Here is a 21,899-nt window from a genome sequence, read left to right on the forward strand (position 1 = left end):
ATGATACTTTTTCTGGCACTGGGGACGAGTTTCCTGCTGCCAACCTTTTCGGCGCAGGCCAAGACGATCTGCACGATCCAGGCGGAGAGCGCTTTCAGCAAGGGTCACAAGACCCGGGCCGGTGCCGAGGCAAGAGCCTGGGTAAACTGGCAAGGCAAGATGAGGAACAGCCATGGCCGCCGGTTTGCCGTTTCCATGGCCCGGGTGACAAAAGGCTATCCCAAGTTCGATGGCACCCGGTTTAACCACAGGGTGGTGGTTCGCGCCCAGGGTTGCTACGTCAAAGGCGTTTCCTGCCTCACCGGCACCGGGATCACCCCTTCCTGCGAGTGCCAGAGCGACCGTCGTGCCGCCTTGAAGCAGGGATGTTCCGTCTACGCTGCTGGCAGGTGACAGGCGCTAGGAATTCTTCCCGAATGGAATGCGTGCGGAGGGTCTATTTCAACCAGCCGACAGGCCCGGCCATCAGCCGGGCCACAAGCTCCGACTGACTGTGCACGCCGATCTTCTGGAAACTCTTTTTAAGATGCCCTCGTGCCGTGCTGACCAGAATTCCCTGGTTGTCTGCAATCTGGTCCAGCGATCGTCCTTCGGCGATCTCGAGGGCAATCTCCGCTTCCTTGCCGGTCAGGCCATAGGCCAGTTCGATCAGGGTCTTTCGGGTTTCGGAGGTGTCTTCGCCGGTCTGCACCCTCAACAACAACAAGCTGGCAGGCCCGTGCCTTTGAAGGCTGGTCTGTTTGAGGGCGGCAGGAAAAAACTGAAAGCCGACAGGCTTGCCCTCATGGACAATCAGTCTTTCCCCGTTCTGGCGAGAAATGACTGCCGCTTCGTTTTCTGCCAGAAGCGACTTTACCCGCGCCTTCGCGGTTTCTTGAATTTGACAAGCGTCGTCTTGCGGCAACAGGCCCGAGAGCGAAGTTTCGAAGGCGCCGTTGCAATGCAGGAGGTCGTTTTGCCTGTCCAGCAGGGCAACACCGATCTGCAGCCGCTCGATCACGCTTTCCAGAAGAACGCCGAGCGTCGCGCTCATCATGACCTGCTTGTTCAGGTTGAACGCCCGTTCCCAGTGCGGCATCAGCCGGCTGATGCGCTCGTGCAGTTCCTCCTCGTTGACGTTCCCGGAGAGTTCTGCCTCATGGATCATCCGGTAGATGATTTCCGTCCATCGGCTGTCGTCGTCGATGGCGTTGTAACAGAGCTCGACAAGTTCATCCGGCTCCAGCTGCCGTGCGCCGGTTTCGCTGATCCGGTTGAGGATGTCCGAGGCAAGCTCTTCCACGCCGACTTCCCTGATATCGGCCTCAGGGCGTCTGTTTTTCTGGACCCAGTCCAGGACCCGTCCGCTGATCGAGAATTTGTCCTCTTCCAGAAACAGCGCCGACCGGGCTCCGTCGACACGTTCGGAGGCAACGTCCTCAATGCCAATCCGCGACAGGAAGCGCTCGATGGGCGGCAGGAAACCGCCGTCGCGGAGCATTGCATCTTCGCCGCCGAAGACGACAAGGCACCGCGTGCCTGGTTTCATCTGAGCGTCACGCGGCCACGACCACGCACTGAGCATGCCTTCGAAAATCTGCTTCCAATATGCGGGTGTCGGTGTCGGCCAGCCGTGCGGGTCTTCCAGGACCTGCTGAATGACACGGTGATCCGTACTCATGACATCGGCAAGGTGCCTACGATCCTTCAGGTGCGCGCCAAGGAAGGAATAGAGATGGTGCAGGGTCTGTTCGTCGGGCGTATCCGCGCCTTTCAGGCGGATTCGAACCTCGGAAAAAGTCTTGCCGAACAAGGCTAGCGTCTTCTGGTTGGGCGGCGGCGAGATGAACACGATGTGCCGGGCCAGGTCCGGCCAGGTCTTCATGACTTCCAGGGTCAGCAGGGCGGTGATATTGGGAACGACGATCAACCGGTCCTGCCAGGGCGTGTCCTCAAAGCTCCTCTCCAGCAGGTGCCGCATGTCTTCTACAGCCGATTTCCAGCCGTCTCGCGGATCCAGATGCCCGGCAACCGAGGTCTTGTCGAAACTCTTGCCGTGTCCCCGGATATCACCGGAGTGGACGTCCCAGCCGGAGGCACGGAATCCCGCTGCGAGTGGCTGCAGCATTCCTGAATGCGTTGGTTGGCTGTGGCCCAGGAAAACGGTTCTCTTTCCCGAATAGAGACGGCGCGTCACGTTGACGGGCCAATGACGGTAATAAAGCGAAGGCCCGTCAGGTCTCGGTAGGTATCTTGCTTCCATGCGCAGATCTCGTCTCAGAACCACATCTGCCCAATGTGTCAAAAGTCCCCTTGCAGACGCCCGCCGCGAGACTGCAGCAGAAAGCCGCCGTTGCAAATCTATGAAAATCCATAGGGTCTGGCTGCAAAAGCGGCGTTTCATGCCGAGTGCCCCTATTCGACGGTATTCTTGAGAGAGAACTTTGCGGCCTCGAACTCGGTCAGCAGGTCGGCGAGATGTGCATCGACCCGGTCCGGGTGCGCGTTGGCACCGACAAGCTTGTCCTGTGCCAGAAAGAACAGGACATCGTCGTCAATCACGAAGCCGACAGTATGATACCGCTCAAGCAGATCGAGCAGGGTGGTCTGAGTAGCAGGCGTCAGGATGCTGAGAACGGCAAGGTCCGCATCCGCTCCGGCATCGTTTGAACAGGAAACATGGAATGCCTCGTTGAAGGCGATGGACTCCGTCTTGATGTCCCGATCCAGAGGGCCCTTGTGGAAGAGGTTCTCCGGTCGCACTGCGGCCCGGACGCCTGTCTTGCGGCCAAGTTTATAAGCTCCCAGGAGGGAGTAGAACACGCCGAAGCCTCCTCTGCCGCCACGGGCGTCACGCCTCAGGGCAGGATTCGCCGCAAGGCCGGCTTCCATTTCCATGGCACCGATTGCGACCCAGAACGGCAATCCGTCGTTGCTGCTTGTGCCCCAGAATTCGCCATCGAATTGGGCACCGACAAAGGATCCGACCTGAAGCCTGGTCAGTTCGGGGACGCGGTCTTCCACGGCAAGCGCCCTTTCGGATTTGACCAGGTGCGTTCGGCGATCCGCGCCGTCCGATGTCATGACAGTGCCGAATTCGCGCACGCGCTCCATGAGCTTGCCGGTGTAGCTCCAGCCTTTCCTGCGTGCGAGTTCGACCCGGCGCTTCAGCTGTCGGCCGTCCCTGTTTTCAAGCTCCCCCGCCAGAAACATGAGCGCGAACATCACGGTCGTGACCGCAACAGGCCCAAACGGAAAGCCGTCCGTCCAGAAGCCCTGCACCATGGTCCACAAAAGGGCAAGGATCGCCCCTATCGGCAGCATGCGCCGGACCGGAGCAGGCAGAACAACACCTGATCGGATGTCGGAGACATCAGGGGTCTCCACGGAGATTTCACCCTTGATCGGGTCCCAGTGCGTGACGCGCCCACTCATGACGGCGCTCTTGTCAGGTCGATTGGCGGTGCGGCTTCAGCGGATTTCAACTGGTCTGCATCGAGTGCGAAAAACGCTGCCCGTTCGAAGCCGAGGAGCGAGCCGACCCAGCACGAAGGGATGGCATCCAGCAGCGTGTTGTAGCGATCCACATTGCCGTTATAGAGCCGGCGTGCGGCACTGATCTGGTCCTCGGTTTCCTCCAGCTGTTTTTGCAGTTGAAGGATGTTTTCCGTCGAAGTCACATCAGGATGATGTTCCGTGTATCCAAGGAAGGTGCTCAGCCCTGCGGTCAGGTCGTTTTCGGCCCGTTCGATGTCTTCCAGGCTGCCCTGCCGGACCGCAATTGCCTTCTCCCGCACGTCCAGAAGACGGTCGAAGACATGGTTTTCCTGACGGATGGCGGAGCGGACCGCGCTCACCAGCCCGGGAACAAGGTCATGCCGCCGCTTGAGTTGAACCTGAATGCCCGAACGCCCGTTCGCAACGGCATTTCTGGCCGCTGCAAGGCGGTTCTGCAGGTAGACGAACCCGCCAAGGCTCATGATCAGTAGGATGAAAAGCGTCGTCATGCATGTCTCCGGAAAATCCATGTCCGGAAGACAACAGAACAGTTGGGGTGACACGCGCCCTCTCCCATTTAAGGGAGCTTGAACACGTGGAAGGCACAGGACACTTTTCCCACATTCCTGACTAAGGGGAAATCAGCCCGTTGAGCAGCGCGATGGCAATTGCCTGTTCGCGGGTCGCGGCGCGAAGTTTTGTGCGGGCGTTCTTGAGATGAAGTTCGACGGTAACCGGCCTGAGGCCGAGCTTGTCTGCGATCTGCTTGCTGCGCAGGCCTTGCGCGACCCAAAGGAGGCATTCCTTTTCCCGCGGGCTCAGCGCGATGTCCCTGTGCTCGTTTTCCAGCGCGGCCTGCAGGCGCTGGTGCGCAAAGAAGGCTGTCAGGCGGAGCAGGTCGGCATGTTCTGAAAATATCTTCTCGATTTCGTGGCGCGGCAGGCTTGATCCGAGGTTCCAGCCACCAGCTCCACCAGGGCCCGCTTGCCGCACGATACAGGACATGCCGGCACGCATGCCGGTTTCTCCAGCTTCCTGAATGAGTTGGCGCTGGGCGGTGCACAGATACGGATAGTCCGAAAGATAGTCGATGCCTGTCCCCATAGGAGTAGTCGAGGTGCAGCAGTAGGCAAAGAAGGGGTCGATCCGCTCATAGGCGGCGGCGCGGTAATGAGAGGTCCAGCTTTCCGGAAAGGTGGTGAACATCGACAGACCGGCCATCGTGCGGTCGATGTAAATGAGCTTGTCGAAGCCAAAGGATTCGAAGAATTGCGCACTGGCTGTCCAGGCACTGTCGGAAGAAATTCCTTCAGGCAATTTCTCGATCAAACTGGGCGGCACTGCGTCTGTCCAAGCATAAACTATGGTTTTCCATATATTGGAGATCATAGGGTGCCGGGTTACATCGGACAACGGTTAGAGTTCACGGGGATTTTTACCTGACCAGGGCCCGTCGGACGGAACACGTTTTCGAGAGGCTGCTTCTGGCGTGACAGGCACGGGATCACAGACAATCGTCCTTGGAACGCTTCTGTTGGGACCGCTGGTTTACGCCTTCTGGCGCAGCCGCAAGGGGACGCGAGCCGACTACATTTTCAACTCGGGTCGCACGGGTTTGCTGGCTACCGTTGCCGGTATCATCTGCGGCAATATCGGTATCGGTACATTTGTTGCCCTGGTGCTGTTTTCCGCGGCAAGCCCTGTCATCGGCCTGTCGCTCGCGCTGGCCTATGGCACCGGGCTGCTGATGTGTGCCCTTGTCGCTCCGGGTGTGCACAGACTGTCGCAAAAATACGGGGTAAGAGGACTGATCGACCTCATCGTGGTCACCCACAAGGTGCGGCACCCGATCCTGATATGGGTGCCGGTTGCCTTTGTCTTTCTTCTGCGGGCCTCGGTACAATTGATTGCCCTGGCCGTTATCCTGACGGCTGTCCTTCCAATTCCGCCGCTTGCGGCAGTCGTGCTCGCAACATTCGTTGCAGGGGCCTATACGGCGATTGGCGGCTACAGGGTGGCAACGGAAACCGACATTCCGCAGGCTGTGGTCATTCTCGTCGGCATTGCGATCCTCGGGATGTGGAACATGGAAGCGCCTACGCGGGAGCTCGTGTTTTTCGACCTTGGTCCCTACCGCTTTCCGATCCTGATCGGTATCTGGCTGTTCATACCGGCAAGCGCGGTTCTGGCCGTCGACAACTGGCAGCGGATGGCAACCGCACGTGAGCCGTCAATTGCCCGGCGCGCATTCCTGCTCGGAGCCCCGATATGCCTTGCGGGATACCTCGTTATCGTCTGGCTCGGGCTGCACAGCATGCCTGGCGGGGACGTGATGCAGATCCTGCACACGTCGGTGCCGCAGACCTGGATATGGCTTGTCGACCTGATGCTCATCGCCGTGGTGATGTCGACGATGGACACGTTCGTGATGCCGCTGATGGCCGGTCTGGAGCGGACAGAACTGTCGCTGGGGAGATTGCAGCTGATCGTTGCCGCGCTGTTCACGTTGCTCGGTCTTTCAGCGGCCTTGTTCGCGGATGTCCTGAACTCGATCATTTCCGCCTTCAGTTCGCTGGCGGTGTTCTTGCCGGTTGTCTGGGCGTCGGTTCGCGGCCGTCGCGTGAGCGCGCCGGCGGCGATCGTGTCCCTGAACTTCGGGATCGCGGTCACCGTGCTGCTGACAACGGTGGACCTGAATTCCGCGGCTTTGGTTGGCTGTCTTCTGTCCTGGTTGCTGTATGAGACAGTGTCACGCTTGCCCCGGGCCAGTCCCTGGCGCTTCGCAAGGTTGCTGAAAGAGACGCGAGAGCTTGATGCTTCGCTGCCTAAGTAACTGCGATTTCCGTTCAAGCTCTCCCATATGGGACATTTGCAGCCTGCAAGGATCGCCTACTCCTTGCCGAGTTTCGGTTCAAAGGAGACAATCTGATGAAATACGCCTACGCTCTTGCAGCTGGCCTTCTGCTGGGTCTGCCGGCAGAATTTGCGACAGCACAGTCGCGCTCCAATGAGGGAGTGACAGGTCAACCACAGGCCTGTCCGTTCAACCATCCTGTTGGTTGCTTCATCAAGACCGGTTCCAAGGGGCCGGTGAAGTCCGTCTACTTCTTCAACGACTACAAGCAAAACCGGTGCGGGGTTCATACGCAGGTCTGCCCCGAAGGGCGCAAATGTTTCACGCGCACGGAGAAACTGAGCCTGAACACAGCGACGGGAGAATTCTATTCAAGCCGGATCAATGGAGCGGTCACCGTGACGAACAGTTACGGGTTCTCGACCAAGACGATTGGCGCCGGTTACCCCGCCTTCATGCGGGCGAAGGTCAAATATGTCGGGAAAAACGGCAAGGCGAGAACCAGCACATTGTCCTTCAAGGCGTCGTCTGAAGGGTGCTGACGAGCGTTCATGGTTCGTCGCAATCAGCTCCTGCCAGCTTGAAGGCCAAGGTCCTGTTTCAAAAGGAGCGCTTGTTGTCCCGAAAGGTCACCTCCCTGCGCAAAAGCGCAGGGAGCACCATAAATCATCAGCGAGATGCCGATGGCTGCAATAATCTTGCTGATCATCCGTCTGCTCCCGAAAAATCAAACCTGGAAAGCGGCAGGCTCCGGATTCGTTCGCCGGTGAGAACAGCTACGGCATTTGCGACTGCCGGCGGTATGCCTGGAAGCCCGGGTTCACCGACACCTCCCATCGGCGCACCGCTCTCCACGATACGGACATGAACGCGCGGCATGCGCTCAGGAGGCAGGATCGGATACATGTCGTAATTGCGGGCTTCGGGCATACCATCGGTGTAGACGACCTCTTCCAGCAATGCGGAAGAAAGACCGAGTGCCACGGCGGAGTTTACCTGGGCTTCGATAATCGCTGGATTGACGATGCTGCCCGGATCGATAGCGACCCAGACATCGTGAACGACCACTTCGCCGCCATCCAGGGAGACTTCTGCAATCGTTGCCACCTCGCTGCCGAAAGGAGAGGCCATGGCAACACCGCGGGCGCGCCGCGTTCCGTCTTCCGCCTCAAAGGGCCCTCTTTTCCAACCGCCGGACAAGTCACCAACCGTCTGCAGGAGTGTCTTGTGGCGTGGGCTGTGGTCCAGCAACTTGAGACGCAGTTCAAAGGGATCCTGCTCGCCGGCATCAGCCATTTCGTCGAAAAAGGACTCATAGAAGAAATCATTCATCGAATGACCGACGGAACGCCAGAACCCGATAATGGCCGGATCATCGACATGGATCTGACCCACGCGCTTGTTTGCGATCGCGTAGGGCTTGCCGGCAATTCCCTCGACCGATGAGCTGTCGACCTTGTCCGGCTGACGACCGTACCAGCGTCCGGTGGGGCCTTCGCCGACGGCAACCGCGTCGAAAGCCAGGGGATGGCCATCCGGGCCGATCGCAGCCCTGAACCGCACCGTGCCAATTGGCCGAAGAGCGTCGCGCAGGAATTCTTCCTCGCGGCTCCAAAGGAGTTTTACCGGGCGGCCAGCCGCCTTGGACAGCAGGATCGCCTGCGGATAGGGATTTGCCGTCTGATAGAGGAAATGACGGCCGAAGAAGCCTCCGAGCATCGGGGAATGAACAATGACCTTGTCCGCAGATATCCCGGCCACCTTCGCGGCATCGGCCTGGAACATCTCTGGAGCCTGGTTCGGGACCCACATTTCCAGCGTGCCGTCGTCGTTCCAGCGTACAAGCGCAGAGGGCGGCTCAAGCTGACCATGTGCCAGATAGGGGGCGTCATAGGCGGCTTCGATCACCTTGGCGGAGGATGCTAGCGCGGCATCGGCATCTCCTTCGGCTTCAAACGCGATCCCTTGACCGGCCGTCGCCTTGAGCATTTCCTTGTGCGCTTCGGAGGAGAAGGTGTCCGGCATGGCGCGAGCGGTACCTGCGGGAGCTTCTGTCCACTCGACTTCCAGCTTCTCAACGGCCATCCGGGCGCGCCACCAGCTGTCTGCCAGAACCGCGACGGCTCCGGGCAATTTGTGAAGGGAATGCACGCCGGGCATCGCCTCGACGTTTGCCTCATTGGCGAATGCGCCAGGTTGCTGGCCAAGACGCGGTGCATGTTGTACCGCACCGTAGAGCATGCCATCGACCGAAAGATCGATCGCGTATTGCGCCCGTCCCGTGGACTTGTCGAGAACGTCCAGCCTGTCGTGCGGCTTTCCGATCCAGCGGAATTCATCCTTCGACCGCAATTCGACTGTTTCCGGCACCGGAAGGGCCGCCGCAGCTGTCGCAAGGTCTCCATAGGGGATCGATTGCCCGGAGGCCGGATGAACCACTTTCCCGGGTTCGGTCGTGAGGGTTTCAATCGGCACGCCAAGGCGCCCAGAAGCGGCTTGCAGCAGCATCTGACGGGCAGTCGCACCAAGCTTGCGCATGGCGTCATAGCTCATGCGCACGGACATGCTGCCGCCGGTAAAGCGAATTTGCCCGCCGATCAGCAGGTAGTCGGGTCCCGGGGGCGCCGTTTCAACTTGAAAGTTGCCCGGCTCGACATCCAGTTCCTCACCGACGATCTGGGCCATGGCGGTGTAGATACCCTGCCCGCCTTCCACAAAAGCGCTGCGGAATTTCACCGTGCTGTCGGCCAGAATTTCCAGGTAGGCATCGATCCGGGTACCCGGCGTGGTCAGGCCGGCCTGCGCAATCGCCCGCCCGGTTCCAGCAGGAAAAGATACGGTCAGAACCAGCGCGCTGATAGAACCGGCGAGAAAGCCACGGCGTGAGACGTTCAGCGGGCGCGCTGTGTTTATATCGGCGCGCGTGAAACCGGAATTTTCATCAATTTTCATGGGAGCGCCTCCTTAAACTTCAGCGGCCTGACGCACGGCTTTCGAAATCGCATTGTAAGTGCCGCATCGGCACAGATTGGTCATTGCTGCGGCAATGTCGTCTTCCGATGGGCTGGCGTTTTCCTTGAGAAGGGACGTGGCAGCCATGACCTGGCCAGACTGGCAATAGCCGCATTGCGGCACCTGGTTTTCCACCCAGGCGTCGACCACTTTCCTGCCGATCGGATCTTGTTCAATTGCTTCGATGGTCGTGATCTCGGAACCGGCGACACTTTCGACCGGGGTGACACAGGTACGGGTCGCGTAACCGTCGACAAGCACCGTGCAGGCTCCGCATTGGGCAAGGCCACATCCGTATTTGGTGCCGGTCATTCCGAGCGTGTCCCGCAATACCCACAGCAACGGGGTGTCGGGTTCAACGTCAACCTCGTGCCGGGATCCATTGATGTTCAGTTCCATGGTGCCTCTCCTCGAGTTTTCATGAAGGCGTGCCGACGGCTGATTGCGCAACGCGGCATCATGCTTGCGTCCGTTTCGCTTCAGGCAGCGTCATGCCCGGCGCGTCACGGGTAATATGAAGTCATCAGGCCGGGGGATTAAGGCACGTCTCTTGAAACGAGTTATGATCTGACCTCATGAAACGAACCGGGCGAACCAAGTGGATGTCCCTGGCCTGCACACAGCGACAGCCCACTGACAAAGCAGGCAAGGTCTGGTCATTGAGCGATGTCGAGGGCGCTTCTGCCGCCGGCGTCACACTGTCGGTCGGGTACCACGACGACTGACAAACAGCATGGCTGCAACGCCGATCAGGCTGCTGACGGTGCTGACAATGACCGCCCCATGCCAGCCGGCAAAAAAACCCTCGACCGTCGGTTCTCCAATCAGAAGGGAGACAAGTGCAATGCCGATGGCCGAACCGAGGTAGCGGGCCGTGTTGTTGGCGGCGGACCCCATGGCACTGCGTTCTGGGGGGACCGTCTGCACAGCTTCGTGGCCCAGGGAAGCGTTCAGGACGCCATTGGCCAGCCCGGCGATGAACAGACCGGGAAGAACGGCTGCCCAGGTCGTATCGGCATCAGCGGCAATCAGCAGGAACTGGGCAAGTGCACAACCGAGAATGGCCCAGATAACCCTTTGTCTAGAAGTGAACCGGTCCGGCAGCAGGCGTGCCGCAAGAGCGGCGATAACGGTGACACCGGACCAGGCGACAAGAACAACGGCAGCAAACAGCGGTTCCATTCCAAGGCCGCGGACCAGTACGGTCGGAACCATGGACATAAGGGCAAGCACACCCGCGCCCGAGGCGAAGGCCGCAATTGTGGCTCCCGTGAAATTGGCATCGCCGAAAAGATCCAGTGTCAGGATCGGATTTCTGACCCGTTTTTCGATCGCCAGAAAAATCGCGACGAGCAGAAGACCGGAAGCCGAAAGAGTTACGACCGTCATCGCTGACCCGACCCGCGCCTCGGTCAATGCCGAAAGAAGGCATCCGAGCCCGGCCATCAGAACGACGCTTCCCGCCAGATCGACCTTCTGACCGCTGGGTTGGCTTTCCGGAAGGCGTGCCCGGGCCGCGAGGGCGAGCAGGGCCGAGGTCACCGCTATCAGCCAGTGTATCGCGGCCCAGCCCGAAACCCCGAGCAGGAGCGATGCGATGATCGGACCTGCGGCCACACCACCGCCAAGTGCCGCCGCCCAGATTGCCGCTGCGTGCCGGCGAGCTTCGCCCTGGTAGATCTGTCCGAGCAACCCGAGGCCACAGGCCATGATGCCGGCACTTCCAAGGCCCTGTACGATGCGCATGAGGATCAAAAACAGGCCGTTGGTGGCAAGCGCTGCGGCAACCGACGACAGAACCGTGAGCCACAATCCGCCGGTGAACGTCATTCGCCGGCCGAGTGTATCGCCGAGGGCGCCTGCGGTCAGCAGGCCGCAGGCCGCACCCAGTGGCATGCCGCCCATGACCCACGCCTGACCGGCCGACGACAGGTGCAGTTCACGTGTCATCGCTTCCAGCGTCGTCAGCGGCGCGGTGAAGACGACGAGTGCAAGGAACGTCGCGAAGGCTATGATGATCAGGGCCCCGGCAGGGGGATGAGATTCAGATGTCACTGTCATTCCGGTCTCGATGGGACGTGTCCCGGATCACCTTGTGGCGGATCCAGATGGTTCCGTCGTCGAATGTGCTGGAGGAAATGAGTTCGAGCCTGCGGGCATCACACGGTTGCGTATGCTCGTAAATGGCTGGAATGCCGCTCTGTCCATCAATAACCGGGAAGACGAGTGTGCTGGTTTCATCGATCATGTCGGCTGCCAGAAACGCGCCGTTGAGAGTACCGCCGCCTTCCAGCAACAGACGCCGGCAATCGAAGGCTTCCGAAATCCTTGTCAGCGCACCGGACAGGTCGGTTCCCTCCGCACCGGCAAAGAAAACGGAAATGCCGCGGGCGTACAGGTCCTGGACATGGTCGTCCGCAACTCTTTCCGACAGCACGATCACGAGATGATCGCCGTCGAGGTCTCCGGTTTCGGGGCGTAGACGCCCGGAGCGGTCAAAGCAGATTGCGACCTTGTTTCCAGAAGAGCCGGCTATGAGATCCGGACGCGGAACCGGACCTGTAGAGATGCAGGGTTCAGCTGAGGCAATGAAATCTTCCATTGTGCGCCGACCGACAATCCAGCCGTCATTGTCCAGACGTTCGGCAGCGCGTTCATAGGCTGTCATGACTTCTTCCTCGCTGGCCGGCCAGCGACCGGGAAGGAGGCGGCCGTCGAGAGAGGTGATCATGTGGCAGATGATGAAAGGTCGTTGCATTTGATGCGTTGCTTCCGGTTTCAAGGCGCTTGGGAGGCAAGTCGAATTTGGAGCTGACACATTACCCCGCAGACCGGATGGAAAATATGCCCTGCGCCCAGCTTGCACTGATGAGAAGGACTCATGAAACAAGCCGGCTTTCGTCGACGAAATTGGCTCAGCACCAGCTTCAATCAAACACGAGGTTAAATACAACCATACCGATGTATGAGCGGTAAGACCTGCCGTACAATGGTTCCACGGTGCCCTTTCCCGCAGGCTGATGACGTCACCGCAGGCACCGCCTGCATTAGCTACGGGGAACAACATGTCCATGAAATCTGTCACGCGACGCTTCGTTCTTGAAGGACTGGCATCGGCCCCCGCGATCGGCGGGGCCGTATCCATCGTTATGCAACCGACCCCCGCCACGGCGGAAGAAATCAGGGGAACAAGCCAGATGACCGCGCAATTCGTTACCACCGCAGACGGCACCGAAATCTTTTACAAGGATTGGGGTCCGAAAAACGCCCAGCCGATCCTGTTTCACCATGGCTGGCCGCTTTCTGCCGATGACTGGGACGCCCAGATGATGTTCTTTCTGGCGAAGGGGTACCGGGTGCTGGCGCACGACCGGCGCGGCCACGGCCGTTCGACCCAGACCTTCGATGGCAACGAGATGGACACTTACGCCGATGACGTGAAGGCGCTGGTGGAAGCGTTGGACCTGCAAAACGTCATCCACGTCGGCCACAGCACCGGCGGTGGTGAAGTGGCCCGCTACCTCGGCCGTCACGGCACAGCCCGCGCTTCAAAGGCCGTGCTGCTGGGCGCTGTGCCGCCGCTGATGGTCAAGACGGCGGCCAATCCGGGCGGTCTGCCGCTGGAAGTGTTCGACGGTTTCCGGGAAACCTTTCTGGCCAACCGTTCGCAGTTCTTCCACGATATTCCGGCAGGTCCGTTTTACGGTTTCAACCGGCCGGGTGCCGTTGTCAGCCAGGGCATCGTCGACAATTGGTGGCGCCAGGGCATGATGGGGGGAGCAAAGGCTCATTACGACTGCATCAAGGCGTTTTCCCAGACCGATTTCACGGAAGACCTGAAAAAAATCGATATTCCGGTTCTGGTCATGCACGGCGACGACGACCAGATCGTCCCGATCGGGGCCTCGGCGCTTGAAAGCATCAAGCTGCTGCCGAAGGGCACGCTGAAGGTCTATGCGGGGCTGCCGCACGGCCTTGCAACGACCCACCCGGACATCGTCAATCCCGATCTTCTGGAGTTCTTCGTCCAGCCGGCGTGAGGACTAGGTTTCAGCCAGATAAACGGGAGGACGGCAGCGTCCTCCCGATCATGTTTGCACCGCTGCAGAGGCAACGGGCAGCTCCACCTGAAACCGTGCCCCGCCGAGCGGTGAACCGTCCGCCAGGATCCTGCCGCCATGACCTTCCACGATATTGCGGCAGATGGACAGGCCGATGCCAAGTCCGGTCTGTTTGGTGGTGTAGAAGCTTTCGAATATACGCTCGCGCATCTCCGCCGGAATGCCGGCACCGGTATCTTCCACGCGGATGACAACCCTGTTGTCCACCTGCGAGGTCGTGACTTCGATCAGCGGGAAGGGAATGTTCTTGCGGGCAAGTTCCTGAACGGCGTTGAGAATGAGATTGACCACCACCTGCTGGATCTGCACCCGGTCGACGAGGACATCCGGCAGGCCGTCCTTCAGCGCGGTTCGTGTATTTGTGCCGTGGGCTTGCAGCTCGTGGGAAAGAAAGACCAGAGCCTCCTCGATGATCCGATTGACTGATGCTGCAAGCTGCTGGGTCTCCCGCTTGGTGGCCATGGAGCGGATCCTGGACACGATGTCGGCCGCGCGCCTTGCGTCGCAGACCATCGCCTCGTTGATGGCCATCAGTTCCTCAAGATCGGGGTCGGGCCGCTTCAGCCAGCGGCCGGCGGCTGACCCGTTTGCGGCGATTGCCGCCAGCGGCTGGTTGACCTCATGGGCGATGGAGGCTGCCAGTTCCCCGAGCACCGAAAGCCGGGAAGCATGCGCGAATTCGGCCTGAAGCTTTTGCAAGGCGGACTTTGCCTCAACTTCATCCGTGATGTCGACGAGCCCGACAAGCGTCATCTTCCTTGCCCGCAGGATCGGCGAGGCATTGACCAGAAACATCGTGTCGAACTCGCTTCCGTCGAGGCGGCAGTTCCGGGCGCGGACTTCGAACGGGGTTGCCGAGGCGAAGCTGTGCTGAAGCACGGCCCGGAAGGCCTCATCACCGGACGCAGGCCAGAAGCGGGATACTGTCTGGCCTATGAGGTCCTCTGCCGCTTCCGCACCAAGTATCTTGAGAGCAGCTGTATTGACCTCGACGATGAGGCAGCCCTCCATTGCGCGCCTGAGATCCTCCGGATGGTCGTCAAGATGAGCGCCCATGTCGGTAATGCCTCGGGCATGCAAGTCGTCATAGAAGCCAAGCAAGCCCGCAGTGTCGAGCTGGAACAAGGCCGTGGACATGGCCTGGAAAAGATCGCGGAAACGCAGTTCCGACTGTCTCAGTTCCTCTTCCGCCTTGACGCGGTCGGTAAGGTCGATGACACCGACCAGAACCGAGCCACGACCATGATGGCCCTCCGGCCAACACACGGTGAAGAGAGCATCGATCAGCTGCCCGTCGAGCGTCGATAGCCGGGTTTCAGTCTGCAAGTTGGGTTCACGCCGCAGGGCGGCCAGCAAGGATCGGGCATAGATGGTCCGGCTTTCCTGCGGCCAGAATGGCGAGATGTTTCGGCCGATCATGCCGTCCCGGTCCTTGCCCCCGAACAGCCGCACGGTCGCATCGTTGACATCCAGGATCGTCGTGCGGGCAATGGCCTCGTCGATAAACTCGGGATGGTTTTGAAAATAGGCCGCGAAATCGGTGACGCCGGATTGCAGCAGGCCGCCGATCATCTGGCGGACTTCGGTGAAGTCCAGTTCCCAGAACGAGGCGGCCATGGCCTGGAACACGTTCGTGTACTGGTGGGTGAGTGTGCGGACGGAGATTTCCGCATCACTCAACGCGGTGATGTCGCGTCCGTATTCGATGAGCCACTCGGACTGCCCGTCTGCCGCAGGCACCATCGCCCAGGTCGTTTCGACGGTGAGAGTGTTGCCGGAGGCGGTGGTGCGTTCCAGATCACCGTCCCAGGCCCGGTGCCTTGAGAAAGTCTGCTGCAGGGCCTGGACGGGTTGGGGATGCCGGCTTTGCAACAGCGTGTTCAGCTCCTGTCCGAGTACTTGAGCTGATGTCCAGCCATAGAGCGTTTCGCTCGCCCGGTTCCAGTAGACGATGCGCCAGGTTCCGTCGCACAGGACGACGCTTTGCGGGGCATGGTCCAGAAGGGCGGTTGCTGCTGCGTCAGGGCGCTGCAATTCAGAAAGAGGGATAGGTCCTTCCAGCATGCGGCATCTCCCGTTCAGTCGGCAAGGGCCTGCTCGATCGTGTTGAGTAAGTCGTCGGTATCGAAGGGTTTCCGGAATACCGAGTAGGCTCCCGAGGCCTCCGCCCGGTCAAGCAGATTCTGCTCGGTCTTGGCGGTGATCATGATCACGGGGACCTGGCAGTCCAGATCGTCGAGCCGGTCTTTCAACTCGATGCCGGACATGCCCGGCATGTGAATGTCAGTAATGATCAGATCGGTGTCGCCAAGCACCGCACGGTTCAGGAAAAGGTCGGCGGTGGCAAAGGTTGAAACGCGCATTCCCACTGAACGCAGCAGCGACGAAATGGCGTTGCGCAGCGATTCATCGTCATCGATGACCGCCACGCAGGCTGCCTCAGAGGTCATGACTGTCGAGCCTCGCCAATCCGGAGGCATCCACATGAGGGTCTTTCAGACCGAGGATCTGGGCCATGCGCACAAGGTCGGCCAGGGTTCTGGCTCTCATTTTTTTCATCATCGTTCCACGGTGGATCTTTACTGTGATTTCGCTGAGGTCGAGATCCGCTGCGACCTGCTTGTTGAGGCGTCCGGCGCAGACACGCGTCATCACCTGCCGTTCGCGCCGGGTCAGGCTTTCGTACAGAGCCTGCAACTGGTCTTTTTCCCGATTGTCGGTCCGATTGCGGCTGTCGCGTTCGATTGCAATTGCCACCGCATCCAGAAGGTCCTGGTCGCGGAAAGGCTTCGGCAAAAAGTCGACTGCACCCGCCTTCATCGCGCTGACGGACATCGGGATATCTCCGTGGCCGGTCATCATGATGGCCGGCATACGGATCCCGAGATCCTCCAGTTGGCGTTGAAAATCGAGACCGCTCATGCCGGGCAAGCGCACATCGAGCAAAAGACACCCCGGAGTGTCGTTGTTGCCGGCCTCAAGAAAAGCCGCGACGGACACATAAGGCCTCGCCTCAAGACCAACGGACCGGAACAGCCGGACCAAGGCTTCGCGTAGCGAGGTGTCATCGTCGATGATGTGAACAATCGGATTGTCAGTCATGGCCAAGTCCTCGCATGGGCCTGCAGTCCGTTCAATCATACGCCAGTATGAGTGCAGCATCCTGGCAGATAATGGTTCCGGGACCCGTCTTGGCTCACCTTCTAGCCATCAGCCGGAAAGGCAAGCGATCCGGCGCAATTCGGCAAGGAGCAGAGGAGACGGACATGCTCGACAAGATTGCAGAAAACGATGCCCTGACGGCACCGATCCAATTCATCGAAACCGGTGGCAGAACTCTGGCTTACAGGTCCATCGGCAAAGGCAAGCCGATCCTGCTGGCAACGCGCTTTCGCGGCACTCTGGATCTTTGGGATCCGGCCTTCCTGAACGGGCTTGCCGAAAGAGGCTTTCGTGTCATCACCTTCGACTATTCCGGCCTTGGCCTGTCCACCGGCACACCCAGTTACAATCCTCTGGAGATGGCCGCAGATCCGCGTGATCTTATCCAGGCGCTGGGCCTGAAGGACGTGATCCTGCTCGGTTGGTCGATCGGCGGCATGGCGGCCCAGGTGGCGCTGACGCTTTATCCGCAGGAGATCAGCCACCTTGTGCTCTTGGGCTCGACACCTCCCGGCGATCTGGTGAAACCGGCAGAGCAGCTTTTTTACAACCTTGCCGGCAAGGACGTGAATGACTTCGAGGACGTGGTTGCCCTTTTCTTCGAACCGAAATCGGCTTCAAGCCGCGCGGCCGCAAGCCGGTCCCAGGCACGCATCGAAGCGCGTGAGGGCGATACGAGCCCGGCAGTTCCGATAGATTTTGCACGGGCTCGCATTGCCGGTGGTCCGGCCAATCCGGCTTTCCCGGCTCCGCCGGTGATGGAGACGCTGAAGACGACCAGCGTGCCGATCCTGCATATCGGCGGAGATCACGACATCATCTTCCCGGTCGAGAACTGGTACGCGCTGAACGGCGTCCTGCCGACAGTCACACTGGTGACTTACCCCAGCGCAGGCCATGGGCCCCAGCATCAGCATCCTGAACTGACGGCGGACATCATCGCCAGTTTTGTCAGCAACGCCTGATGAAGGTTGAAACTTCGGCGCCGGCAGATTTCGGTTCGAAATTGCCGTCGCTGAATCTCCCGGGCGCACAGATCTCATCCCGCCGCTTACGGCAAGTCGGATTGGATTGTTCAATAATCGATTACAATGTGATCCGATTTTGGTGACTTATAATCAGAAAAGTAGACGATATCTTTTAATCAGGCCCGGACGAATAAGGAAAGGTCCGGCAAAACAGGAGTACTGAAAATGGCAAATCTCGATGTATCGGCCGCACCTGAAGGCGGCTCCGCACTCACCCGCAGTCTGGACGGCGCCGTGCCGCTGGCCGCACGCCTGCTGATCGCCCCTTTGTTTCTGCTTTCCGGCATTTCCAAACTTGGGTCTGCAGAAGCTACCATCGCCTGGATCGATGCGGCAGGCCTGCCCTTCGCAACGCTCGCCTATATCGGCGCAGTTGCGGTTGAAATCATCGGCAGTCTTGCTCTGATCGCGGGTTATCAGACCCGTCTCGTTGCCGCAGTCATGGCACTCTTTACTGTGGCAGCAGCTCTGGCCTTCCACAATCAGCTCGGTGATCAGAACCAGTTCATCCACTTCTTCAAGAACATATCGATCGCCGGTGGACTGTTGCAGATCGTAGCCTATGGCGCTGGCCGCTTTAGCGTCGATGCCCGGATCGGAACTCGACTGCAGTAATCGCGTCCCTGTAAAAACTGAAAAACGCTTCACGGCCTCCGCCCATCCCGGAGGCCGTGCGCGTTTGTGCCGGGTGCAATGGGGTGTGAAATGAACAGCAATCGCGCCAAGGCAATACTGTGCCCCCATGCGAAGAGATGTAATACTCCTGCCCATGATGCGGCGTGGAGTTCCAAAACAAGACATCTTCTTTGTCACCGCCAAAGATGGTGCGCGCATTGCCTGCGCCTCGTCAGGGCGTGGGCCGACCATCGTTCGAGCCGCGCACTGGCTGACCCATATCTCCCGCGATCTTGACAGTCCCGTCTGGCAACACTGGCTTGCCGAGTTGACTGGCTTCGGACGTCTCGTGCGATACGACCTTCGCGGCTGTGGTCTTTCTTCGCGAAACATCTCCGAGATCAGCTTCGAGGCCTGGCTGTCGGACCTGGAAGCCGTGACCGAAGCAATCGACGAACCCTTTACCCTGCTCGGCATGTCTCAAGGTGCCGCGCTTTCCATCGCTTACGCGCTTCGCCATCCGGACAAGGTGGAACGACTGGTCTTGATCGGCGGTTACGCGCGCGGACTGTTGGCTCGCGACACCAGCGACAGGGCGAGACTGGAAGCGGCCACGCTGACCAACCTGATGCGGCTGGGGTGGGGCAGGGACGATACTGCTTTCAATCAGGTTTTTACGCATCTCTTCATTCCGGACGGAACGCTTGCGCAGCACAAATGGTGGCGGTCTCTTGAGCAAGACACCGCGTCGGCAGACATTGCAGCCCGCACCATGGAAACGCTGCATCGTATCGACGTCCTGAATCTGGCTGCGCAATTGAAAGTGCCGACGCTGGTGCTGCATGCAAATGGCGACGCACGCGTTCCCTTCGCTCAGGGACGCGAGCTTGCCATGACCATCCCCGATGCCAAATTCGTGCCCCTGGACAGCAACAATCACGTATTGCTGGACACGGAACCTGCATGGAACGTTCTTCTTTCATCCTTGCGGGACTTCCTCGGCACTTCCGACGATCTGGCTGTATCCGACACGGATTTCGGGCTCACCACCGCGGAGGAACAGGTGCTGACTTTGGTGGCGAAGGGGCTGAGCAATTCGGAAATTGCGGAGCTTCTGGACAAGAGCGAAAAGACCGTGAGAAATCAGGTCTCTTCGCTCTTCGACAAGGTCGGGGTGCACACCCGTTCCGAGTTGATCGTGCGCGTCCTGTCGGCACAGACAGGACAAACACCCTAGGCAATACGTCACTTTATCAAGCGCAGCGGGACATCGATCTCATGTGCGACGGTCGGTTTTGGCGTCTGATCTCCACAGATCAAGCCGAAGGATGACCGGAAGATGAGACAAGCAATCCAAAAAGACACCACGGCGGCAATTGCCGCGCTCGTTTTTGCGACCCTGTTCTGGTCGGGAAACTTTATCGCCGGGCGTGCGATCCGAGGTGAGATCACGCCGCTGGAACTCAACACGATCCGATGGGGTCTTTGCCTGGCGATGATGCTGCCTTTCACGTTGCGAGGCCTGATCTCCTATCGCCGGGAGCTTGTTGCCTCATGGCGCGTGGTCGCATTGCTTGGGATCACCGGCATCGCCGCGTTTCACACGATGGTCTACCAGGCGCTCTCGCAGACTGCCGCGGTGAACTGTCTCCTGATCCTGGCGCTGGCTCCGGTCGCGACTGTTGCCGGTGGAATGATCTGGAGCGGGTTCCGGCCGACCTTGTTCCAGATCGCCGGGCTGCTTGTGTCGCTGCTGGGTGCCTCGGTTCTGGTCCTGGCTGGCGGAACCGTCGGCGTGTCCCTTCTTCAGGTTGATACCGGCAAGGTCTGGATGCTCGGCGCGATTTTGATCTGGGCCTGGTATACGCTGTTGCTGCGTCACAAGCCGTCCGCCGTGCCGCAGAGCGTGACGCTGGTGGCAAGCATTCTGGTGGCGCTTTGCGTGATGGCGGCTTTTCTCCTCGTACGCGGGGTGGAACGGCCTGAGTTCACCGACGAGTCGCTGCTGGCTGTCGCCTATATTGCGGTTTTTGCGTCGGCGATCGGGTTTCTGCTGTGGTCCTACGGCATTGGCATCATCGGCCCGGAACGCGGCGGGCAATTTGTCCACCTGATGCCAATCTTCGGCAGCATCCTGGCAGTGCTCCTGCTGGGGGAGCAGCTGACTTTTTCACTCCTTGCAGGAGCGGCATTCGTCGTCGCCGGGATCGTACTTGTCAATCGATGAGTGACCCGAAACTTGGCGAAGTCCAGCCTTTGCACGGTGATGTGGCATGCGGAAAGTGACGGATTTGAAGAAGCCGAAATTTGTCCTTGACCTCAACTTAGGTTGAGGTCTTAAGAAGGCGTCCGGGTCTGCGTCTACAGGCTCATCGGCGTGCCAAAACCTGCCGCCGGTACCTCGTACTCATTACCGGATAACCAATGCACGTCAGGCTCTTTCCCGACTTACTCCCGCTCCTTGCGGTTCTGATAATACTCAGTGGCTGCAGTCCTTCCGAGGAAACTTCGCATGCCAGTTTCCCACCGCCGGCCGTGAAGACGATCACGGTGGCCGGCGAGGACATGCCGCTCAAGAAAGATTATCCGGGTCGACTGGTGCCCATTCGTCTCGCCGAAGTCAGGGCGCGGGTTTCCGGCATCGTACTGGAACGGCAATTCGAACAAGGTAGCGACGTCCACAAGGGCGACGTGCTGTTCGAAATCGACCCGGCCAAATTCGCGGCCGCCGTCGCTTCCGCAAAGGCGCAGCTTTCGCGGGCAGAAGCAGCGCTCAGCCTGGCGAACCAGCGGGCAGACCGGGTGAAGCGTCTGCTCGCGCGAAATGTTGCCAGCACGGAACAGCACGATGTTGCCCTGGCGGACCGCAAGCAGGCCCAGGCGGAAGTTGCCGTCGCCAAGGCCAATCTCCAGACCGCGGAACTTGAACTCAGCTATGCCTCGGTCCGCTCACCAATTGACGGTCATATTGGCGCTGCGCTGGTGTCCGAAGGCGCTCTGGTTCGCCAGGAGGACGGAACGCAAATGGCGATCGTGCGGGATATCAGTTCACTCTATGTGGACTTCATCGCGCCGCTCGCGGAATTGTCCAGGGTCCGCCGCGAAATCGATGCAGGCGACATGCAGCCGGTCGAAAGCAGCAATGCCATCGAGCTGATCCTTGACGACGGCAGCACCTATGAACATCCGGGCCGACTGCTGTTTTCGTCTGCCGTGGTCGATGAAACCACGGGTCAGGTTCTGCTCCGCGCCGAGTTCGAAAATCCGCAGGGCAAACTGTTGCCAGGCACCTATGTCCGCGTCCGTGTGACGGAAGGCGTCGCTCACCAGGCAGTGCTCGTTCCGCAAAGGGCCGTCCAGTGGGACACGCTGGGCCAGGCGAGCGTGATGACAGTCAGGGACGGCAATGCGGCCGCTCAGCCTATCCTGACAAGTCGTTCTGTCGGCAACCGTTGGCTTGTCACCCAGGGACTGAAGTCAGGCGATCAGGTGATCGTCGACGGCCTCGATCGTGCGATGCCCGGTCAGCCCGTCTCGGCCGCTCCGGCAGAGGCGGCTGCAGAAAAGGCCGCCGAACGCGGCACGGCATCAGACTGCAGTGCCGCAGAACCGTGCGATATCCCGAGCTAG

The 21,899-nt window shown here is 59.8% G+C and carries 21 protein-coding genes; 9 read left to right on the top strand and 12 right to left on the bottom strand.

Annotation, left to right across the window (positions count from 1 at the left end; all coding sequences use genetic code 11):
* A complete protein-coding gene (locus ACVDG9_RS01235) occupies positions 1-393 on the top strand; it encodes a hypothetical protein (protein ID WP_022999097.1) in 393 nt (130 codons plus the stop codon).
* 43 nt (positions 394-436) lie between these two features.
* Here ACVDG9_RS01235 and ACVDG9_RS01240 read toward each other — a convergent pair whose 3' ends face one another.
* The 4 genes from ACVDG9_RS01240 to ACVDG9_RS01255 all read right to left on the bottom strand — a co-directional run bounded on the left by ACVDG9_RS01240 (position 437) and on the right by ACVDG9_RS01255 (position 4,818).
* Positions 437-2,383, bottom strand: coding sequence for a serine aminopeptidase domain-containing protein (locus tag ACVDG9_RS01240; protein ID WP_447237107.1), 1,947 nt, complete (start codon positions 2,381-2,383; stop codon positions 437-439).
* Positions 2,384-2,394: 11 nt separating this feature from the next.
* Positions 2,395-3,414 (bottom strand): hypothetical protein, encoded by a 1,020-nt coding sequence (locus ACVDG9_RS01245; protein ID WP_447237108.1) that lies wholly within the window; start codon positions 3,412-3,414, stop codon positions 2,395-2,397.
* Entirely contained in the window at positions 3,411-3,986 is a 576-nt protein-coding gene (locus ACVDG9_RS01250; protein ID WP_447237109.1) for a LemA family protein, read from the bottom strand. Before ACVDG9_RS01250 ends, ACVDG9_RS01245 begins: the two co-directional genes overlap by 4 nt.
* A gap of 121 nt (positions 3,987-4,107) precedes the next feature.
* Complete coding sequence (locus tag ACVDG9_RS01255; protein WP_447237110.1) at positions 4,108-4,818, bottom strand: autoinducer binding domain-containing protein; 711 nt, start codon at positions 4,816-4,818, stop codon at positions 4,108-4,110.
* A gap of 193 nt (positions 4,819-5,011) precedes the next feature.
* Between ACVDG9_RS01255 and ACVDG9_RS01260 the strand changes: the two genes are divergently transcribed.
* Both ACVDG9_RS01260 and ACVDG9_RS01265 read left to right on the top strand, forming a co-directional pair.
* Positions 5,012-6,310 carry a sodium:solute symporter family transporter gene (locus ACVDG9_RS01260; RefSeq protein WP_447237111.1) on the top strand — a complete coding sequence of 433 codons (1,299 nt, stop codon included), beginning with the start codon at positions 5,012-5,014 and terminating at the stop codon, positions 6,308-6,310.
* 95 nt (positions 6,311-6,405) lie between these two features.
* Positions 6,406-6,873, top strand: a complete 468-nt coding sequence (locus ACVDG9_RS01265) for a hypothetical protein (protein ID WP_055657093.1) — start codon at positions 6,406-6,408, stop codon at positions 6,871-6,873.
* 23 nt (positions 6,874-6,896) lie between these two features.
* Here the strand turns inward: ACVDG9_RS01265 and ACVDG9_RS01270 are convergent, their stop codons facing one another.
* The 5 genes from ACVDG9_RS01270 to ACVDG9_RS01290 form a co-directional block, all read right to left on the bottom strand.
* Positions 6,897-7,040, bottom strand: coding sequence for a hypothetical protein (locus ACVDG9_RS01270; RefSeq protein ID WP_367020919.1), 144 nt, complete (start codon positions 7,038-7,040; stop codon positions 6,897-6,899).
* Positions 7,037-9,283 (bottom strand): xanthine dehydrogenase family protein molybdopterin-binding subunit, encoded by a 2,247-nt coding sequence (locus ACVDG9_RS01275; RefSeq protein WP_447237112.1) that lies wholly within the window; start codon positions 9,281-9,283, stop codon positions 7,037-7,039. The genes ACVDG9_RS01270 and ACVDG9_RS01275 overlap by 4 nt, the downstream gene beginning before the upstream one ends.
* A 12-nt stretch (positions 9,284-9,295) precedes the next feature.
* Positions 9,296-9,742, bottom strand: coding sequence for a (2Fe-2S)-binding protein (locus ACVDG9_RS01280; protein ID WP_447237113.1), 447 nt, complete (start codon positions 9,740-9,742; stop codon positions 9,296-9,298).
* 294 nt (positions 9,743-10,036) lie between these two features.
* Positions 10,037-11,404, bottom strand: a complete 1,368-nt coding sequence (locus ACVDG9_RS01285; RefSeq protein WP_447237114.1) for an MFS transporter — start codon at positions 11,402-11,404, stop codon at positions 10,037-10,039.
* Positions 11,388-12,101 carry a RibD family protein gene (locus ACVDG9_RS01290; RefSeq protein WP_447237115.1) on the bottom strand — a complete coding sequence of 238 codons (714 nt, stop codon included), beginning with the start codon at positions 12,099-12,101 and terminating at the stop codon, positions 11,388-11,390. Before ACVDG9_RS01290 ends, ACVDG9_RS01285 begins: the two co-directional genes overlap by 17 nt.
* Before the next feature lie 439 nt (positions 12,102-12,540).
* Between ACVDG9_RS01290 and ACVDG9_RS01295 the strand changes: the two genes are divergently transcribed.
* Complete coding sequence (locus ACVDG9_RS01295; RefSeq protein ID WP_447238274.1) at positions 12,541-13,383, top strand: alpha/beta fold hydrolase; 843 nt, start codon at positions 12,541-12,543, stop codon at positions 13,381-13,383.
* Positions 13,384-13,431: 48 nt separating this feature from the next.
* On the opposite strand, the gene ACVDG9_RS01300 is transcribed toward ACVDG9_RS01295, so the two are convergent.
* The 3 genes from ACVDG9_RS01300 to ACVDG9_RS01310 are packed head-to-tail and all read right to left on the bottom strand — an operon-like array spanning position 13,432 to position 16,566.
* Positions 13,432-15,528, bottom strand: coding sequence for a PAS domain-containing sensor histidine kinase (locus tag ACVDG9_RS01300; RefSeq protein ID WP_447237116.1), 2,097 nt, complete (start codon positions 15,526-15,528; stop codon positions 13,432-13,434).
* A 14-nt stretch (positions 15,529-15,542) separates the two neighbouring features.
* The gene (locus tag ACVDG9_RS01305) at positions 15,543-15,914 is read right to left on the bottom strand and encodes a response regulator transcription factor (protein ID WP_022999083.1); all 372 of its coding nucleotides are present in this window, start codon (positions 15,912-15,914) and stop codon (positions 15,543-15,545) included.
* Positions 15,904-16,566 (bottom strand): response regulator transcription factor, encoded by a 663-nt coding sequence (locus ACVDG9_RS01310; protein ID WP_022999082.1) that lies wholly within the window; start codon positions 16,564-16,566, stop codon positions 15,904-15,906. Before ACVDG9_RS01310 ends, ACVDG9_RS01305 begins: the two co-directional genes overlap by 11 nt.
* A 164-nt stretch (positions 16,567-16,730) precedes the next feature.
* Between ACVDG9_RS01310 and ACVDG9_RS01315 the strand changes: the two genes are divergently transcribed.
* The 5 genes from ACVDG9_RS01315 (at position 16,731) to ACVDG9_RS01335 (ending at position 21,899) form a co-directional block, all read left to right on the top strand.
* The gene (locus tag ACVDG9_RS01315) at positions 16,731-17,591 is read left to right on the top strand and encodes an alpha/beta fold hydrolase (protein ID WP_447237117.1); all 861 of its coding nucleotides are present in this window, start codon (positions 16,731-16,733) and stop codon (positions 17,589-17,591) included.
* 228 nt (positions 17,592-17,819) lie between these two features.
* Complete coding sequence (locus tag ACVDG9_RS01320; RefSeq protein ID WP_055657103.1) at positions 17,820-18,269, top strand: DoxX family protein; 450 nt, start codon at positions 17,820-17,822, stop codon at positions 18,267-18,269.
* Positions 18,270-18,396: 127 nt separating this feature from the next.
* The gene (locus tag ACVDG9_RS01325) at positions 18,397-19,506 is read left to right on the top strand and encodes an alpha/beta fold hydrolase (RefSeq protein WP_447237118.1); all 1,110 of its coding nucleotides are present in this window, start codon (positions 18,397-18,399) and stop codon (positions 19,504-19,506) included.
* A 102-nt stretch (positions 19,507-19,608) separates the two neighbouring features.
* Complete coding sequence (locus ACVDG9_RS01330; RefSeq protein ID WP_447237119.1) at positions 19,609-20,496, top strand: DMT family transporter; 888 nt, start codon at positions 19,609-19,611, stop codon at positions 20,494-20,496.
* Between the two features lie 197 nt (positions 20,497-20,693).
* The gene (locus tag ACVDG9_RS01335; RefSeq protein ID WP_447237120.1) at positions 20,694-21,899 is read left to right on the top strand and encodes an efflux RND transporter periplasmic adaptor subunit; all 1,206 of its coding nucleotides are present in this window, start codon (positions 20,694-20,696) and stop codon (positions 21,897-21,899) included.

This window comes from Roseibium sp. RP-7, assembly GCF_053005225.1.

Excerpts from the sequence above, each read along its gene's own strand:
- ACVDG9_RS01235 (WP_022999097.1), top strand. The coding sequence starts at position 1 with ATGATACTTTTTCTGGCACTGGGGACGAGTTTCCTGCTGCCAACCTTT.
- ACVDG9_RS01240 (WP_447237107.1), bottom strand. The coding sequence starts at position 2,383 with ATGAAACGCCGCTTTTGCAGCCAGACCCTATGGATTTTCATAGATTTG.
- ACVDG9_RS01245 (WP_447237108.1), bottom strand. The coding sequence starts at position 3,414 with ATGAGTGGGCGCGTCACGCACTGGGACCCGATCAAGGGTGAAATCTCC.
- ACVDG9_RS01250 (WP_447237109.1), bottom strand. The coding sequence starts at position 3,986 with ATGACGACGCTTTTCATCCTACTGATCATGAGCCTTGGCGGGTTCGTC.
- ACVDG9_RS01265 (WP_055657093.1), top strand. The coding sequence starts at position 6,406 with ATGAAATACGCCTACGCTCTTGCAGCTGGCCTTCTGCTGGGTCTGCCG.
- ACVDG9_RS01270 (WP_367020919.1), bottom strand. The coding sequence starts at position 7,040 with ATGATCAGCAAGATTATTGCAGCCATCGGCATCTCGCTGATGATTTAT.
- ACVDG9_RS01275 (WP_447237112.1), bottom strand. The coding sequence starts at position 9,283 with ATGAAAATTGATGAAAATTCCGGTTTCACGCGCGCCGATATAAACACA.
- ACVDG9_RS01280 (WP_447237113.1), bottom strand. The coding sequence starts at position 9,742 with ATGGAACTGAACATCAATGGATCCCGGCACGAGGTTGACGTTGAACCC.
- ACVDG9_RS01285 (WP_447237114.1), bottom strand. The coding sequence starts at position 11,404 with ATGACAGTGACATCTGAATCTCATCCCCCTGCCGGGGCCCTGATCATC.
- ACVDG9_RS01290 (WP_447237115.1), bottom strand. The coding sequence starts at position 12,101 with ATGCAACGACCTTTCATCATCTGCCACATGATCACCTCTCTCGACGGC.
- ACVDG9_RS01295 (WP_447238274.1), top strand. The coding sequence starts at position 12,541 with ATGACCGCGCAATTCGTTACCACCGCAGACGGCACCGAAATCTTTTAC.
- ACVDG9_RS01300 (WP_447237116.1), bottom strand. The coding sequence starts at position 15,528 with ATGCTGGAAGGACCTATCCCTCTTTCTGAATTGCAGCGCCCTGACGCA.
- ACVDG9_RS01305 (WP_022999083.1), bottom strand. The coding sequence starts at position 15,914 with ATGACCTCTGAGGCAGCCTGCGTGGCGGTCATCGATGACGATGAATCG.
- ACVDG9_RS01310 (WP_022999082.1), bottom strand. The coding sequence starts at position 16,566 with ATGACTGACAATCCGATTGTTCACATCATCGACGATGACACCTCGCTA.
- ACVDG9_RS01315 (WP_447237117.1), top strand. The coding sequence starts at position 16,731 with ATGCTCGACAAGATTGCAGAAAACGATGCCCTGACGGCACCGATCCAA.
- ACVDG9_RS01320 (WP_055657103.1), top strand. The coding sequence starts at position 17,820 with ATGGCAAATCTCGATGTATCGGCCGCACCTGAAGGCGGCTCCGCACTC.
- ACVDG9_RS01325 (WP_447237118.1), top strand. The coding sequence starts at position 18,397 with ATGCGAAGAGATGTAATACTCCTGCCCATGATGCGGCGTGGAGTTCCA.
- ACVDG9_RS01330 (WP_447237119.1), top strand. The coding sequence starts at position 19,609 with ATGAGACAAGCAATCCAAAAAGACACCACGGCGGCAATTGCCGCGCTC.
- ACVDG9_RS01335 (WP_447237120.1), top strand. The coding sequence starts at position 20,694 with ATGCACGTCAGGCTCTTTCCCGACTTACTCCCGCTCCTTGCGGTTCTG.